The organism is Methylibium sp. (genome assembly GCF_031393925.1).
Taxonomy (GTDB): domain Bacteria; phylum Pseudomonadota; class Gammaproteobacteria; order Burkholderiales; family Burkholderiaceae_C; genus Methylibium.
Window position 1 is genome coordinate 1 of record NZ_JANMWL010000271.1, and the last position, 13,643, is coordinate 13,643.

The 13,643-nt window shown below is 66.2% G+C and carries 12 protein-coding genes and 1 pseudogene; 4 read left to right on the forward strand and 9 right to left on the reverse strand.

Translation table 11 applies throughout. The features are described 5' to 3' along the window. Positions 1-4: 4 nt before the first annotated feature. Positions 5-2,254 carry a penicillin-binding protein 1A gene (locus tag RMO12_RS14155; RefSeq protein ID WP_309639784.1) on the forward strand — a complete coding sequence of 750 codons (2,250 nt, stop codon included), beginning with the start codon at positions 5-7 and terminating at the stop codon, positions 2,252-2,254. On the opposite strand, the gene cyaY is transcribed toward RMO12_RS14155, so the two are convergent. Next, a complete protein-coding gene (cyaY, locus tag RMO12_RS14160) occupies positions 2,244-2,594 on the reverse strand; it encodes an iron donor protein CyaY (RefSeq protein ID WP_309639776.1) in 351 nt (116 codons plus the stop codon). The genes RMO12_RS14155 and cyaY overlap by 11 nt on opposite strands. Positions 2,595-2,651: 57 nt before the next feature. Between cyaY and RMO12_RS16035 the strand changes: the two genes are divergently transcribed. Beyond that, entirely contained in the window at positions 2,652-2,786 is a 135-nt protein-coding gene (locus tag RMO12_RS16035; RefSeq protein ID WP_309625515.1) for an LPS translocon maturation chaperone LptM, read from the forward strand. Continuing rightward, a pseudogene (gene lysA, locus RMO12_RS14165) lies at positions 2,786-4,041 on the forward strand (diaminopimelate decarboxylase). Before RMO12_RS16035 ends, lysA begins: the two are co-directional and overlap by 1 nt. On the opposite strand, the gene RMO12_RS14170 reads toward lysA, so the two are convergent. From RMO12_RS14170 to RMO12_RS14200, 7 genes are all read right to left on the reverse strand, one after another. Beyond that, a complete protein-coding gene (locus tag RMO12_RS14170) occupies positions 4,038-5,033 on the reverse strand; it encodes an oligopeptide/dipeptide ABC transporter ATP-binding protein (RefSeq protein ID WP_309625513.1) in 996 nt (331 codons plus the stop codon). The pseudogene lysA and the gene RMO12_RS14170 overlap by 4 nt on opposite strands. Before the next feature lie 115 nt (positions 5,034-5,148). Further along, the gene (locus RMO12_RS14175) at positions 5,149-6,162 is read right to left on the reverse strand and encodes an ABC transporter ATP-binding protein (protein ID WP_309639777.1); all 1,014 of its coding nucleotides are present in this window, start codon (positions 6,160-6,162) and stop codon (positions 5,149-5,151) included. Next, positions 6,159-6,539: a hypothetical protein gene (locus RMO12_RS14180; RefSeq protein ID WP_309639778.1), complete on the reverse strand. Its 381-nt coding sequence runs from the start codon at positions 6,537-6,539 to the stop codon at positions 6,159-6,161. The genes RMO12_RS14175 and RMO12_RS14180 overlap by 4 nt, the downstream gene beginning before the upstream one ends. A gap of 25 nt (positions 6,540-6,564) precedes the next feature. Beyond that, complete coding sequence (locus RMO12_RS14185) at positions 6,565-7,464, reverse strand: ABC transporter permease (RefSeq protein WP_405029687.1); 900 nt, start codon at positions 7,462-7,464, stop codon at positions 6,565-6,567. Between the two features lie 35 nt (positions 7,465-7,499). Continuing rightward, the gene (locus RMO12_RS14190) at positions 7,500-9,065 is read right to left on the reverse strand and encodes an ABC transporter substrate-binding protein (protein WP_309639780.1); all 1,566 of its coding nucleotides are present in this window, start codon (positions 9,063-9,065) and stop codon (positions 7,500-7,502) included. A gap of 20 nt (positions 9,066-9,085) precedes the next feature. After that, on the reverse strand, positions 9,086-10,066 hold the full coding sequence (locus RMO12_RS14195; protein WP_309626811.1) for an ABC transporter permease: 981 nt from the start codon (positions 10,064-10,066) through the stop codon (positions 9,086-9,088). 219 nt (positions 10,067-10,285) lie between these two features. After that, positions 10,286-11,422 carry a porin gene (locus tag RMO12_RS14200; RefSeq protein ID WP_309639781.1) on the reverse strand — a complete coding sequence of 379 codons (1,137 nt, stop codon included), beginning with the start codon at positions 11,420-11,422 and terminating at the stop codon, positions 10,286-10,288. A gap of 254 nt (positions 11,423-11,676) precedes the next feature. Between RMO12_RS14200 and coq7 the strand changes: the two genes are divergently transcribed. Next, the gene (gene coq7, locus RMO12_RS14205; protein ID WP_309639782.1) at positions 11,677-12,315 is read left to right on the forward strand and encodes a 2-polyprenyl-3-methyl-6-methoxy-1,4-benzoquinone monooxygenase; all 639 of its coding nucleotides are present in this window, start codon (positions 11,677-11,679) and stop codon (positions 12,313-12,315) included. Positions 12,316-12,938: 623 nt separating this feature from the next. Here coq7 and RMO12_RS14210 read toward each other — a convergent pair. Continuing rightward, complete coding sequence (locus RMO12_RS14210) at positions 12,939-13,169, reverse strand: hypothetical protein (protein WP_309639783.1); 231 nt, start codon at positions 13,167-13,169, stop codon at positions 12,939-12,941. Positions 13,170-13,643 lie beyond the last annotated feature (474 nt).

A 13,643-nucleotide genomic window follows, 5' to 3' on the forward strand; every position in this document is an offset into this window, starting at 1 on the left:
GGCGCTGTTCACCGGGGTGGTGCTGGGCACGATCGCCCTGGCAGTGGCCTACCCCAATCTGCCCGAGATCAGCGGCCTGAGCGACTACCGGCCCAAGCTGCCGATGCGCGTGTTTTCGGCCGATGACGTGCTGATCGGCGAGTACGGCGAGGAGCGCCGCCAGTTCGTGCCAATCAGCGCGATTCCGCAGGTGATGAAGGATGCGGTACTGGCCATCGAGGACGCGCGCTTCTACCAGCATGGTGGCGTCGACTACATCGGCATCGTGCGGGCGGGCCTCGCCAACGTCGGCGAATCGCGCAGCCAAGGCGCCTCGACCATCACCATGCAAGTGGCGCGCAACTTCTATCTGCCGACCGAGAAGACATTCGCGCGCAAGGTCTACGAGATCCTGCTGGCGCTCAAGATCGAGAGCCAGCTGAGCAAGGACCAGATCCTGGAGATCTACATGAACCAGATCTTCCTCGGCCAGCGCGCCTACGGTTTCGCTGCGGCGGCTGAAATCTATTTCGGCAAGCTGCTCAAGGACGTGAGCATCGCCGAAGCGGCGATGCTGGCCGGCTTGCCCAAGGCGCCGTCGAGCTACAACCCGATCGCCAACCCGACTCGCGCGCGCCAGCGTCAGCGCCACATCATCGAGCGGATGCTCGACAACGGCTTCATCACCCAGGCGCAGGCCGAGGCCGCCAAGGCCGAACAACTCCAGTACCGACGCAGCATCTCGGTGCCGCTGCACGCGGAATACGTTGCCGAAGCGGCACGCCAGCTGATCTTCACCCAGTACGGTGAGGGCGCTTACACGCGTGGGCTCAACGTCTACACCAGCGTGCGCTCGGTCGAACAGGAGGTGGCTTACCGCGCCCTGCGGAAAGGCATCACCGATTACGAAAAACGCCAGGTCTACCGGGGCCCCGAGGGTTATGTCGACTTGCCGCGCGATGCCGACAAGCTCGACGCGCGCATTGCAGAGGCGCTCGACGAGCACCCCGACAACGACGAGATTCGCGCCGCCGTGGTAACCGAGGTCAACGCCAAACAGGTGATTGCAGTGCTGCAAAGCGGCGACCAGCTCACCATCACCGGCGAGGGCCTGCGCCCCGCCGCTTCAGGGCTGGTTCCCAAGGCGAACCCGAAGGTGCAGATTCGCCCCGGTGCCGTCATCCGCGTCATCAAGGGGGCCAAGGATCAATGGTCCATCACTCAGCTTCCGGAAGTCGAAGGCGCGCTGATCGCGCTGGATCCGCGCTCCGGCGCAATCCGCACCATGGTCGGCGGCTTCGACAATGCCAGGAGCAAGTTCAACCACGCGACCCAGGCGTGGCGACAGCCGGGCTCGAGCTTCAAGCCCTTCATCTATTCGGCCGCGCTCGAAAAGGGCTTCACGCCGTCCACGGTGATCAACGACGCACCCTTGTTCTTCGACGCCGCGACCACCGGCAGCCAACCGTGGGAGCCGAAGAACTACGACGGCACGTTCGACGGCCCGATGGCCTTGCGACGAGCGCTGGCCAAGTCGAAGAACATGGTGTCGATCCGCATCCTGCAGGCGATTGGCACGAGCTACGCGCAGGGCTGGATCGGCCGCTTCGGCTTTGACGTCGAAAAGCACCTGCCCTATCTGCCGATGGCGCTTGGTACCGGCTCGGTGACGCCGTTGCAGATGGCCACCGGCTACGCCGTGTTCGCCAATGGCGGCTACCGCGTCAACCCGGTGCTGGTCACGCGCGTGACCGACAACAAGGGCCGCATCCTGGCGCAAACCGATGCGCCCCCCCTCGAACAATTGCAGCGCGCCATCGATGCACGCAACGCCTTCCTGATGAGCAGCCTGCTGCAGGAAGTCACGCGCACCGGCACGGCGGCGCGGGCCCAGGCTACGCTCAAGCGGCCCGACCTTTACGGCAAGACCGGCACCACCAACGACTCGCAGGACGCCTGGTTCGCTGGCTTCACGCAGAGCCTGGTGGCCGTCGTGTGGATCGGCTACGACCTGCCGCGCAAGCTCGGTGACAAGGAAACCGGCGGCGGCCTCGCATTGCCGGTCTGGATCGACTACATGAGCACGGCGCTCAAGGGCGTGCCGGTCATGGAGCCGACGCCACCCGAAGGCGTCATCAATGTCGGCGGCGAGTGGTATTACGAAGAATACGGGCCCGGCAACGGCATCAGCTCGGTCGGACTGGAAGACGCGCCCGCGCCGCCTGCGGCCACCGAGGACGAGCGCAGAAGCATCCTCGATCTGTTCAAAAACTGAGCGGATGTGCGGCTTGTTCGGACGCGCATCGCGACAGCGTCGCAACGAAGTCCTCACCGGTCTTGGTGTCGCGCCACTGCCCTCCCACGTGACGGTAGTGGAAGCCCCCACTGCGGGCCGCAAGCCATATCTCGTGCAACGGCGGCTGCGTGTTCACGACGATCTTGCTGCCATTGGGAAAGCTCAGTTCGAGCAGACCGCCGGTGCGCGCGGCGTCGATGTCGACCACATCGTCCTGCAACCAACGGTCGACCTGCGCCTCGATGCGCGCCAGCAGGGTCGACGCGAGCGCGTGGTACTGCGCATCGCTCGAGGGGTCGCTCGCCGTGACGGGGCTCATTCGTAGAATCCGCTCATGTTGAAGATGGCCTTGATTCTAGGCAGGCGCTTGCCTGCGATGCTGGTGTGTTCTTTGGCCCTGGTGGCATGCGGGCAGAAGGGCGCGCTCTACTTGCCGGCGCCCGGCGGCGGCGCACCGACGCCCGCAGCGGCAACGGCTGCGTCGAGTGCGGCTTCGGCGGGCGCACGGTGATGTTGCCGGGCGCCCCTTTCATCGCCCGCCGCGGCAAAGACCTGTTCATCGAGGACTGTGCAGCGCGCGCGCTGGCGGCGCGCTTTGGCACGCCCCTGTATGTCTACTCGCGCAGTGCGATGCTCGCCGCACTCGCGCCCTGGCCGGACGCCCTCACAGGCTGTGTTACGCCATGAAGGCCAACTCCAACCTCGCGGTGCTGCAGACTTTCGCTGCCGCCGGCTGCGGCTTCGACATCGTCTCCGGCGGTGAACTCGAGCGCGTGCTGGCGGTCGGCGTCGACCCGGCCCGGGTGGTGTTTTCGGGCCTCGGCAAGACGCGCGCGGAGATGCGGCGTGCGCTCGTTGCAGGCGTGCATTGCTTCAATGTCGAGAGCGAGGCCGAGCTCGAGCTGCTGTCCGAGGTGGCCACCGCGCTCGGCCGCCGCGCGCCGGTGAGCCTGCGCGTCAATCCGGATGTCGACGCCAAGACCCATCCCTACATCTCCACCGGCCTGAAGGACAACAAGTTCGGCGTTGCTCACGATCGCGCGCTGGCCGCCTATCGGCATGCAGCGCGCCTGCCGGGCCTGGAGGTGGTAGGCATCGATTGCCACATCGGTTCGCAGATCACCGCGGTGGCGCCTTATCTCGACGCGCTCGACCGCCTGCTCGACCTGGTGGAAGCGCTGGAGGCCGAAGGCCTGCCCATTGGCCACATCGACCTCGGCGGCGGCCTGGGCATCCGCTACACCGACGAAACACCACCGGGCGCCGACGTGCTGATCGCCGCGCTGCTGGCTCGCATCGACGCGCGCGGGCATGGCGAGCGGGCACTGGTGTTCGAGCCCGGCCGCTCGCTGGTCGGCAATGCCGGCGTGCTGCTCAGCGAAGTGCTCTACCTCAAGCCCGGTGAGCACAAGAATTTTTGCGTCGTCGATGCCGCGATGAACGACCTGATGCGCCCGGCCCTGTACCAGGCGACGATGGGCATCGTGGCCTGCACCCTGCGCGACCTGCCGTCGCTCGTTTATGACGTGGTGGGCCCGGTGTGCGAATCGGGTGACTGGCTGGGACGCGATCGTGCGCTTGCGCTCGCTGCCGGCGACCATGTTGCGGTGCTCAGTGCCGGCGCCTACGGCATGAGCATGGCGAGCAACTACAACACGCGGCCGCGCGCCGCGGAAGTGATGGTTCAAGGCGACCAGGCCTGGTTGATCCGCGAACGCGAAACCGCGGCCGAACTGTTTCGCGGCGAGCGGCGGCTGCCCGGCTAGATCCGGCCTTCTTCGACCGCGTGGCAGGCCACGCGGATGCCGCCGATTTCGAGCAAGGCCGGTCGCTCTTCGCGGCAACGCGCCCGAGCATGCGGGCAGCGCGGATGAAAGCTGCAACCGCCCGGCGGCGCCAGCGGGTTGGGCACCTCGCCCTGCACCGGCGTGCGCGAACGCCCGCTCATGGCGATGTCGGGAATGGCGTCGAGCAGCATGCGCGTGTAGGGATGGCGTGGCGTGGCAAACAACTCGCGCTTGGGTGCCAGCTCGACGATGCGCCCGAGGTACATCACGCCCACCTCGTCGCTCACGTGGCGCACCACCGCCAGGTTGTGCGAGATGAAGAGGTAGGTCAGACCGCGCTCGCGCTGCAGGTCCTTCATCAGGTTGAGCACCTGCGCCTGCACGGAGACGTCGAGCGCGGAGGTCGGTTCGTCGCAGACCAGGAACTCCGGCGCGGTGGCGAGCGCGCGCGCGATGGAAATGCGCTGGCGCTGCCCGCCCGAAAACTGGTGCGGAAACTTCGACGCGTCGGCAGCGGCGAGCTTGACCGAGGCCAGCAACTGGGCCACCCGCTCGCGCAAGGCCGCCGGCTCGCGCTCGAGCCCGTGCTCGATCAGCGGCTCGGCGACGATGTCGTGCACGCTCCAGCGCGGGTTCAGGCTGGCGTACGGGTCCTGGAAGATCATCTGCAGCCGGCGACGCAGTGCGCGCGCGTTACCGGCCGCGAACCGGCGTGTCGCGTCCTCGCCGTCAAAGTGAACACTGCCGCTGCTCGGCGCGAGCAGACCGACGAGCAGCCGCGCCACCGTGCTCTTGCCGCAACCCGATTCACCGACCAGCGCGAGCGTGCGACCGCGCTCGATGCCGAAGCTCACGCCGTCGACCGCATGCACCACCTGCCGCGGCTTGCCCGCGAGCACACGCTCGAGCCAGGCAGCGGAGACGTCGAAGCGCTTGCTCAGCGCGCGCGCCTCGACCAACGGCGCGCTCATTGATGCGCCCTTCGCACGACGTGCTGTCCCGCCAAGCGGCAGCAACGGCAGCACCCGCAGCATTCGCCGACGTCCACGCGCGTGGCCGCTCGGTGGCTTCGACGGCCGGGCGGGCTCAAGCGACCACCCCGGCCGCGCCACGCTCTGGCGACGCTGGCACCAGCCAGCACGCGGCGCGCGTGGCCGACGCGGCAAGCAGCTCGGGCCGCTGGGTGGTGCAGCGATCGAAGGCCTGCGGGCAGCGCGGATGGAAGGGGCAACCCGCGGCAATCGCGTCGAGCCGCGGCATCGCGCCGTCGATCTGCGCCAGCCGCTCGCGGTCGCGGTCGATCGCCGGGATCGAAGCCATGAGTCCTGCCGTGTAGGGATGGGCCGGTGCGTGGATCACGCTGCGCACCGGCCCGATTTCAACCACGCGCCCGGCATACATGACCGCGACACGGTCGCAGGCTTCGGCGATCACGCCCATGTCGTGCGTGATCAGCATGACCGCCGCGCCATGGACTTTGCACAGACGCCTGAGCAGCTCGATCACCTGCGCCTGGATCGACACGTCGAGCGCGGTGGTCGGCTCGTCGGCGACGATCAGCTCGGGCTTGCCCGCCAGCGCCAGGGCGATCACGACGCGCTGACGCATGCCGCCCGAGAACTGGTGCGGGTAGTGGTCCACTCGCGCCTCGGGTGCGGGAATGCCGGTCTCGCGCAACAGCTCGACGGCGCGCGCGTGCGCCGCGCGCGCATCGAGCGGCAAATGCGTGCGGATGGTCTCGATGAGCTGCCGCCCGACGGTTGCCAGCGGGTCGAGCGAGGTCAGCGGGTCCTGGAAGATGGCGCCGATGCGGCGGCCCCGAATCTTGCGCATTTGCGCGTGCGGCAGCTGGTCGATGCGCTGCCCACCGAGCCGCACTTCGCCCGAAGCGATGCGCCCGGGCGGCTCGAGCAGGCCGATGATCGCGGCTCCGGTGAGCGATTTGCCGGCTCCGGATTCGCCGACCACGCCGAGGATTTCACCCGCGGCGATGTCGAAGGACACGCCATCGAGTGCGCGCAAGGTGCCGCGCCGGCCGGGAAACTCGACCACGAGATTGCGCACCTCCAGCAGCGGCGCGCTCGCGCCCGAAGCGCTCAAGCTCGAGCCGCTTTCACAGTGCAGCCGCCGATGGTTTCTTCATGGTCGACCCTCACCTCGAAGTCGCTTGCGAGCCGGTTGCCCTTGACCGCGACGAGGTAGTAGCGCGTGCAGGGCTTGACCTCGAGCGAGATCGTGCGCGTTTGGCCGTAGCCGGCGCCGCCGCTCGGCCCCTGAACGCGCACGCTGCGCAGGCCGGGATCCACGAGCACCGGGCTGTGGGGGGTGTCCTTGCCATCGACCCCGAGCACCAGCAAGGGGTAGGTGTCGATCGGCGCGCGGTAATAGCGCTGGCCATTGATCTGTGAGTACGCGTAGGGCGTGGCGCAACCGGCCAGCAACGCCGCGGTCAACGAGAACGTCAGCAAGGTCTTCATGGAAGACTCCTTTGCGAAGGGTCCATCAACGCAGGCGCGGGTTGAGCGCATCGCGCAGCCAGTCGCCCAGCAGGTTCACGCTCAGCGCGATCAGCACCAGCATGGCACCCGGAAAAATGGTAATCCACCATTCGCCGCTGAACAAAAAATCGTTGCCCACGCGGATCAGCGTTCCGAGCGACGGCGAGGTCGGCGGCACGCCCACCCCCAAGAAGGACAGCGTCGCCTCGGTGATGATGGCGGTGGCAACCTGGATCGTCGCCAGCACGAACACCGGTCCCATCACGTTGGGCAGCACATGGCGGCGCATGATGCGCAAGGGCGCCACACCGATCACGCGCGCCGCCTGCACGTACTCTTTCTGCCGCTCCACCATCGTCGAGCCACGCACGGTGCGGGCGTATTGCACCCAGCCGGTCAGCGCGATGGCCAGCACCAACACGCCGAAAGCAAGCGACTCGTGCGCGTTCGGAAAAAGCGCTCGGCCCACGCCGTCGATCAGCAGCGCCACCAGGATCGACGGAAACGACAGCATCACGTCGCACACCCGCATGATGAAGGCGTCGGTGCGCCCGCCGGTAAAGCCGGCCACGAGGCCCAAGGTGACGCCGATCGCCATGGACAGCAGCACCGAGGCGATGCCGACCGCGAGCGAAATGCGCGCGCCGTACATCAGTGCGGAGAGGATGTCGCGGCCCTGGTCGTCGGTGCCGAGCGGGTAGGTCGCCTTGCCCTCGTCCATCCAGGCCGGTGGCAGTCGGGCGTCGGCGAGTTCGAGCGTCGCCAGGTCGAAGGGATCGTGCGGCGCCACCACGTCGGCGAACAGCGCACCGAACAGACACGCCGCGGCAATCAGCGCCGCGACGATCGCCACCGGCGAGGTGCGAAAGCCGTGCCACAGGTCGCCCTCGAAGAAGCGACGCAGCGCGCTCGGCGACGCTTCACGCGCCCCTTCGTTCGTCACTTGACCACCACCCACTTGAACGGCATGAAGTTGTCGGCAAGCTGCACCAGTTCGATGTTCTTCTTCATCGACCAGGCCAGCGCCTGCTGGTGCAGCGGAATGTGGCCGACATCAGTGGCATGCAACTCGAACGCCTCGCGAATCAGGGCATTGCGCTTGCCGGGATCGACCTCCGACTGCACTGCCAAGGTCAAGGCGTCGATCTTCGGGTTGCTGTAAGCGCCCAGGTTGAACTGGCCCTGGCCCTTGTCGTTGGGTGTGGCCAGCAGCGAGCTCAGGACGTTGTGCGCGTCGTAGGTACCGGGCGTCCAGCCGAGCAGGTAGAAGCTGGTGTCGCGGCGCAGGATCTTCGGAAAATAACTGACCTTGGTTTCGGTCTGCAAATTCACCTTGATGCCCACACGCGCAAGGCTTGCTGCCACCGCCTGACAGATCGCGCCGTCATTCACATAGCGGTCGTTCGGGCAATTGAGACCGACCTCGAAACCACCTGCGTAGCCCGCCAGCGCAAGCAGCTTGCGGGCCGCCTCGGGGTCGTGCGGCAGCCGCCTGTTCAGCGCGGCATCGAAGCCCTTGATCCCCGGCCCCACCATCAACGCGGTGGGATTGGCGGCGTTGCGCATCACGCGCGTGCGGATCGCCTCGATGTCGATCGCCTGGTAGATCGCCTGGCGCACTCGCTGGTCCTTGAACGGGTTCTTGCCCTTGACGCTCGAGTTCAGCAGCTCGTCGCGCTTTTGATCCATGCCCAGGAAGATGGTGCGCAACTCGGGGCCCTGCAACACCTTGAAGCCGGGGCTGGCCTTGATGCGCTCGATGTCCTGCAGCGGCGTGGGCTCCATCACATCGATCTCGCCCGACAGCAGCGCGGCCACCCGCGTGGCGTCATTGCCAATCGGCGTGAAGATCACTTGGTCGACATTGCCCTGGACCGTGTCCCAGTAAGCCGCGTGACGCACCAGCACGCTGCGCGTCGACGGCTGGCGCTCCTTCAGACGAAACGGCCCGGTGCCGTTAGCCTTGAACGAAGCCGTGTTCTCGATACCCTTCCTGCGGTCGACCGGCGCCTCGGCCTTGTTGGCCACGCACCAGGCCTTGCTCATCATGTAGACCGAGGCAATGACGTCGGGCAGTATGGGGAACGGCGTCGTGGTCTCGATCTCCACGGTGTGCGCATCGACCCGGCGCACTTCCTTGAAGGACGAGGTGTAGCTCTTCATGTCCGAGCCCTCGCCCGCGGCGCGTCCGAAGGAGAACACCACGTCGTCGGCGGTGAACGGCGCTCCGTCGTGGAATGCCACGCCGCGGCGCAGCTCGAAGCGCCACACGGTCGGGGTCGCCTGCTTCCAGCTCGTGGCGAGGCCCGGCGTGAGCGCGAGCTGCTGGTCACGGGCCACCAGCGGCTCGTAGATGTTGTTGACGAAGCTCAGCTGCACCGTCTCGTTGAGCGAATGCGGGTCCATCGACTGCGCGTCGCCCTGGTTGGCCACGCGCAGGCTCACGGCCTGGGCGACGGTGGCCTGCGCCACCCACAGCGCTGCAACGAGCAAGAGCTTGACCATCGCGACTCCTCGAGTGGACCTCAGTGCGCCGCCGCGCTGTCGATGCGCAGGCGCGGGTCGACAGCGAAGTACAGCAGGTCGACGACCAGATTGATGATGACGAAGATCAGCGCGATCAGGCACAGGTAGGCGGCCATGACCGGAATGTCGGCAAAGCTGATCGCCTGGATGAACAAGAGGCCCATGCCGGGCCACTGGAACACCGTCTCGGTGATGATGGCAAAGGCGATCAATGAGCCGAGCTGAAGACCGGTGATGGTGATGACCGGCACCAGCGTGTTCTTCAGCGCATGGCCGAAATGCACCGCACGGTCGGTGAGGCCGCGAGCAAGCGCGAAGCGGATGTAGTCGGTGCGCAGCACCTCGAGCATCTCGGCGCGCACCAGCCGCATGATCAGCGTGAGCTGGAACACCGCCAGCGTGACCGAAGGCAGCACCAGATGCTGCCAGCCGGAGAGGGTCAGCAACCCGGTGCTCCAGCCGCCCAGCATGACCACGTCGCCGCGCCCGAAGCTCGGCAGCCAGTGCAGCCAGACGGCAAACACCAGGATCAGCAAGATGCCGATCAGGAAGGTCGGCAGCGACACGCCGAGCAGGGAAACGATCATCAGCACGTGCGACAAGAAAGTGCCCCGCCTGAGCGCCGCATAGACCCCCATCGGCACGCCGACCGCGAGCGCGAGCACGGCCGCGGCGAGCGAGAGCTCGAGCGTGGCGGGCAAGCGCTCGGCGATCAAGGTGGAGACCTTGCGGCCCTGGCGCAGGCTCAGGCCGAACTCGCCCTGCACCGCATTGCCGACGAAGCGAGCGAACTGCACCGGGAACGCCCGGTCCAGCCCGAGGTCGGCGCGCAGTTGCTCGCGCTGCGCGGGCGTCGCGTCCTGCCCCAGCAGGCTGGTGACCGGGTCGCCGACGTGCTGGAACAGCACGAAGGCGATGAAGGCCACCGTGAGCATCACGACCACGGCCTGCAACAGCCGGCGACAGACGAAAGCAAGCATGAGCGGTTCTATTCAGCGCGGCGCCGCGGCAGAAGGCGTGTTCAACGTCGACACCCGATCATCCGCAGCGGGTGGCCGCAGCGTCAATGGAAAGACCTTGCACAAGGGCTCGCGGCAACACTGCCTGCCCTCGGCGCGCGAGCCGGCGTGCGACCAGCGGGCGCACCAAACAAAAAGGGCACCCCGAGGGGTGCCCTTTCAGCACGACAAAGTCGCTGATCAGAACGTGTGGGCAAGACCCAGTACGGTGAACTCGCGCTTCTGCACAAAGTTCTGGTCGTTGAAGCGGCTCGTCAAGGCGCTGCTGCTGCCCGAGCGCTCGGTGAACGCGGAGTACAACGTGGTGCGCTTGGAGAGCAGGTAGCGCACCGACACGCCGTATTTCTGAATGTCTTCCGTCGAACCGTTCACCAGGTCGTAGTCGGCCTTGGTGTAGTTGGCGCGCAGTTGGAACGAGTTGATCGGCACCATCACGCCCACGGTGTAAGCCTTCTGGTCTTGGATGGACGTTGCGGTCAGCGCCGGGCCAAGGTTCGAGCCGACATCGGTGGAGTTCTGGAAGCCCGCAAACAGGGTGGCGACGCCGAAGTTGTAGTTGGCGCCGACGTGGATCACCTTGTTGTAGGAGCTGGTGCGAGCACCGAACGAGTCGTATTCCTCGTAGCCCACGGCCACGGCGAGCGGGCCGTTCTTGTACGAGCCCATCAGGCCCTGATAACGCGCCGTGCTTCCTTCACCGGCACCCACCATCGCCTGCAGCTGGAAGCCGCCCAGGTTCGGTGAGATGTAGGCCAGAGAGTTGTTCACACGCTGGCCGAAGGTCTGGAACAGCGCGGTAGACGTATTGGCCGCCGTGGCGAGCACGCCTTCGTCGATCTTCATCTCACCGAGGACCGACACGTCAGAGAACTGGCCGTTGATGATGCGGGAGATCGATTCCTGGCGGCCCAAGCGGACATCGCCGAGCGTCTTGGAGCCCAGAGCCACATAAGCTTGGCGACCGAACAGGCCGGAGGTCGTGCCGGTTGAGCTTACGGCTCCCGTGTTGGCGTTCACGTTTCCATCACTGCCGGTGTCAAGGTTGAAGGCCGATTCGAGCTGGAAGTAGGCGCGCAGGCCACCGCCCAGGTCTTCCGTGCCACGCAGGCCCCAGCGCGAGCCCCCGATGCCACTGGCCGCACCGCCGTCGTACATGCGCCAGGAGGCGTCGCCACGGTTGATGTTGTCGCCCGGCTTGGAATAGGTGCCGTTGGCGTCGACACGGCCGTACAGCGTGACCGAGGATTGCGCCGACGCGGCACCGGCAAAGGCACCGAGCGCAGCGAGAGCGAGGATTGATTTTTTCATTGCGGCCATCTCCAAAGTTGAAACGAGACGCCTGTCTGTCTGTATCGCTACGGCCGACAGGCGTCAACTTAATCGGAAGCCGATATTTCAACAGACACATGCGGGGAAATTGGATCAGCCCGCCCCAACAGGGCCAATTTTGTTGCGGTGCTACAACTGATCCCAGGCCTGGGCGTTCTTGCCCTTTCGTCACACCATCGACATAAAACCGAGGGCAAGCCGCCAGGCTATCGTTGCCCACACTGCCGCAGCGAAAGACCACGATGCGAAAACTTACGCCCTTAGACCAATTGACCGCGGCTCTCGACCAGGGTCTGCGCACGGTGTTCGCCAGCCACTCGGCATCGCGCCCCACGCCGCAACCGGCCGCCCGACCCGAGAGCGAACTCACCGCGGCGGACCGAGCGCTGTCCGCGGCCCTCATGCGGGTCAATCATGTGGGCGAAGTTTGCGCTCAGGCGCTCTACCATGCCCAGGCGCTGAGCACCTCGAATCCGGCGCTGCAAACCCAGCTCGAAGCGGCCGCCCGCGAGGAGACCGATCACCTGGCCTGGACCGAGGAGCGGCTGGCCGAACTCGGCGGGCGGGTCAGCTTTCTCAACCCCTTGTGGTATGCCGGCGCCTTCGGCGTGGGCTTGCTGGCCGGACGGGCCGGCGACGCCGTCAACCTGGGCTTCCTGGTCGAAACGGAGCGCCAGGTCGAGCAGCACCTTGCACGACACCTCGACCGTCTGCCGGCGCAGGACGCGGCGTCTCGTGCCATCGTGGCGCAGATGCGCGACGACGAGGCACGCCATGCCGACGCCGCCGAGAACGCCGGCGCCACCCCGTTGCCGGCGCCGGCACGCTGGCTGATGCGTGGCGCCGCCAAACTCATGACGCTCACGGCGCATCGCATCTGAGAGCCCGTGAACGTTTCAATTTTGCAGATGGATTCGACGCATCGAGGCTTGCACCATACGCGGTCGTTTTTATACACCACGGCTCGTAGTGTGCGGCGATCACCGAAGCCACCCCGAACCCCTGGGTCACAATACCGGACGGAAACCAGGCGTTGCCCCCGAACGGTCGAAAACGATGCGTACCTTCATCCTGCGCCGGCCGACTGCGGCCGACGGCCAGTTTCAAGACGGGCGTGATGAGTCCGGATGCAATCAGGCTGGCGGCAAGACCGTCTTGCGCGACCGCGTTGGCCTTGGGGTCGTCGTTGATGGCGCCCGCAAGGTAGAAGCTACCGAGACCGCCAGCGAATACTCCGCACCGAAAGGTTCGAAGACTCGGGCGACCTTGTCGGACGTTCGGTTCCGATGTCGCTGCACGGCATTCTGAAGCGGTCTGTCCAACACGGCCGCAGTGCCCACCACGGCCAAGCCAATCAGCCCGATGTCCTGCCAGGAGCTCTGGTCCCAGCGAATGGGCGAACGCAGCACGTGGCGGGCATCCTGCATGAGCAGTTGGCCAAGGCCCGTCGCAGGGGCGGTTGCCGCAGGAGTCGGGTCGGCGGCGAGCGCGGGTTCGAACGCTTTCAACTCTGTGCTTGAGGCAGGTTGGCGCCGAGCAGGCCTACATGTTCGTCATCGGGCAGCCGCAAGCGTTCGAAGCCGAGCGTCACGCGAGCCGGCAGAGCCTGCATGCGGGTCGCGTCGTCTTGCGCAATGTCCGGAGCCTTGTCGGCGGCCAATGCGCACTGTCCCGAACTCATCAGCACACCTGCGACCACGACCGGCAACCACGCTTTCCGAACCATCGTCACCATGCGCGCCCTCAGGTCGCCCGCGTGGCGACGTTGCGCATTTTACGAAGCCACGCATCGCTGACGCTCATAGGGTCCGATAGCGCGATGGAAATGCGCAACCAAATCCGCGTCCCCTTCGGTGGCGCTGAACGAGTCGGCAGTGGGAAGCGAGCTGGGTTGCGGTAGAGATCGACCTCATGATTTGGCCCTATAAGCTATACGCAGATCAGTTCGAGGTCGTAGCGCGAACTTAACGAGCCTTCGTCAACACTTCGCTGGCGCCGTCTTGACGGCTCGCGGTTCAGCGCTTGGACTCCGGACTCCCCTGCGAAACAAAGATCCCTGCCATGAGAATCACAATCACTTTCTGCGTGGCGGCCCTGGCGATCAGCGGCTGCGCCCATTTCGAGCCGCGAGCGATTGCTCCGGCTGCTTCCGCGTCTGCCTACGAGGCACGCACGCTGGACGGCGCCGAACTGCACGCCTTCATTCAAC

Coding starts and splice junctions, on each gene's coding strand:
- RMO12_RS14170 (WP_309625513.1), bottom strand. CDS start 5,033: ATGAGCGCGCCGTTGGTCGAGGCGCGCGCGCTGAGCAAGCGCTTCGAC.
- cyaY (WP_309639776.1), bottom strand. CDS start 2,594: ATGAGCCCCGTCACGGCGAGCGACCCCTCGAGCGATGCGCAGTACCAC.
- RMO12_RS14190 (WP_309639780.1), bottom strand. CDS start 9,065: ATGGTCAAGCTCTTGCTCGTTGCAGCGCTGTGGGTGGCGCAGGCCACC.
- RMO12_RS14200 (WP_309639781.1), bottom strand. CDS start 11,422: ATGGCCGCAATGAAAAAATCAATCCTCGCTCTCGCTGCGCTCGGTGCC.
- coq7 (WP_309639782.1), top strand. CDS start 11,677: ATGCGAAAACTTACGCCCTTAGACCAATTGACCGCGGCTCTCGACCAG.
- RMO12_RS16035 (WP_309625515.1), top strand. CDS start 2,652: ATGCTGGTGTGTTCTTTGGCCCTGGTGGCATGCGGGCAGAAGGGCGCG.
- RMO12_RS14210 (WP_309639783.1), bottom strand. CDS start 13,169: ATGGTGACGATGGTTCGGAAAGCGTGGTTGCCGGTCGTGGTCGCAGGT.
- RMO12_RS14195 (WP_309626811.1), bottom strand. CDS start 10,066: ATGCTTGCTTTCGTCTGTCGCCGGCTGTTGCAGGCCGTGGTCGTGATG.
- RMO12_RS14180 (WP_309639778.1), bottom strand. CDS start 6,539: ATGAAGACCTTGCTGACGTTCTCGTTGACCGCGGCGTTGCTGGCCGGT.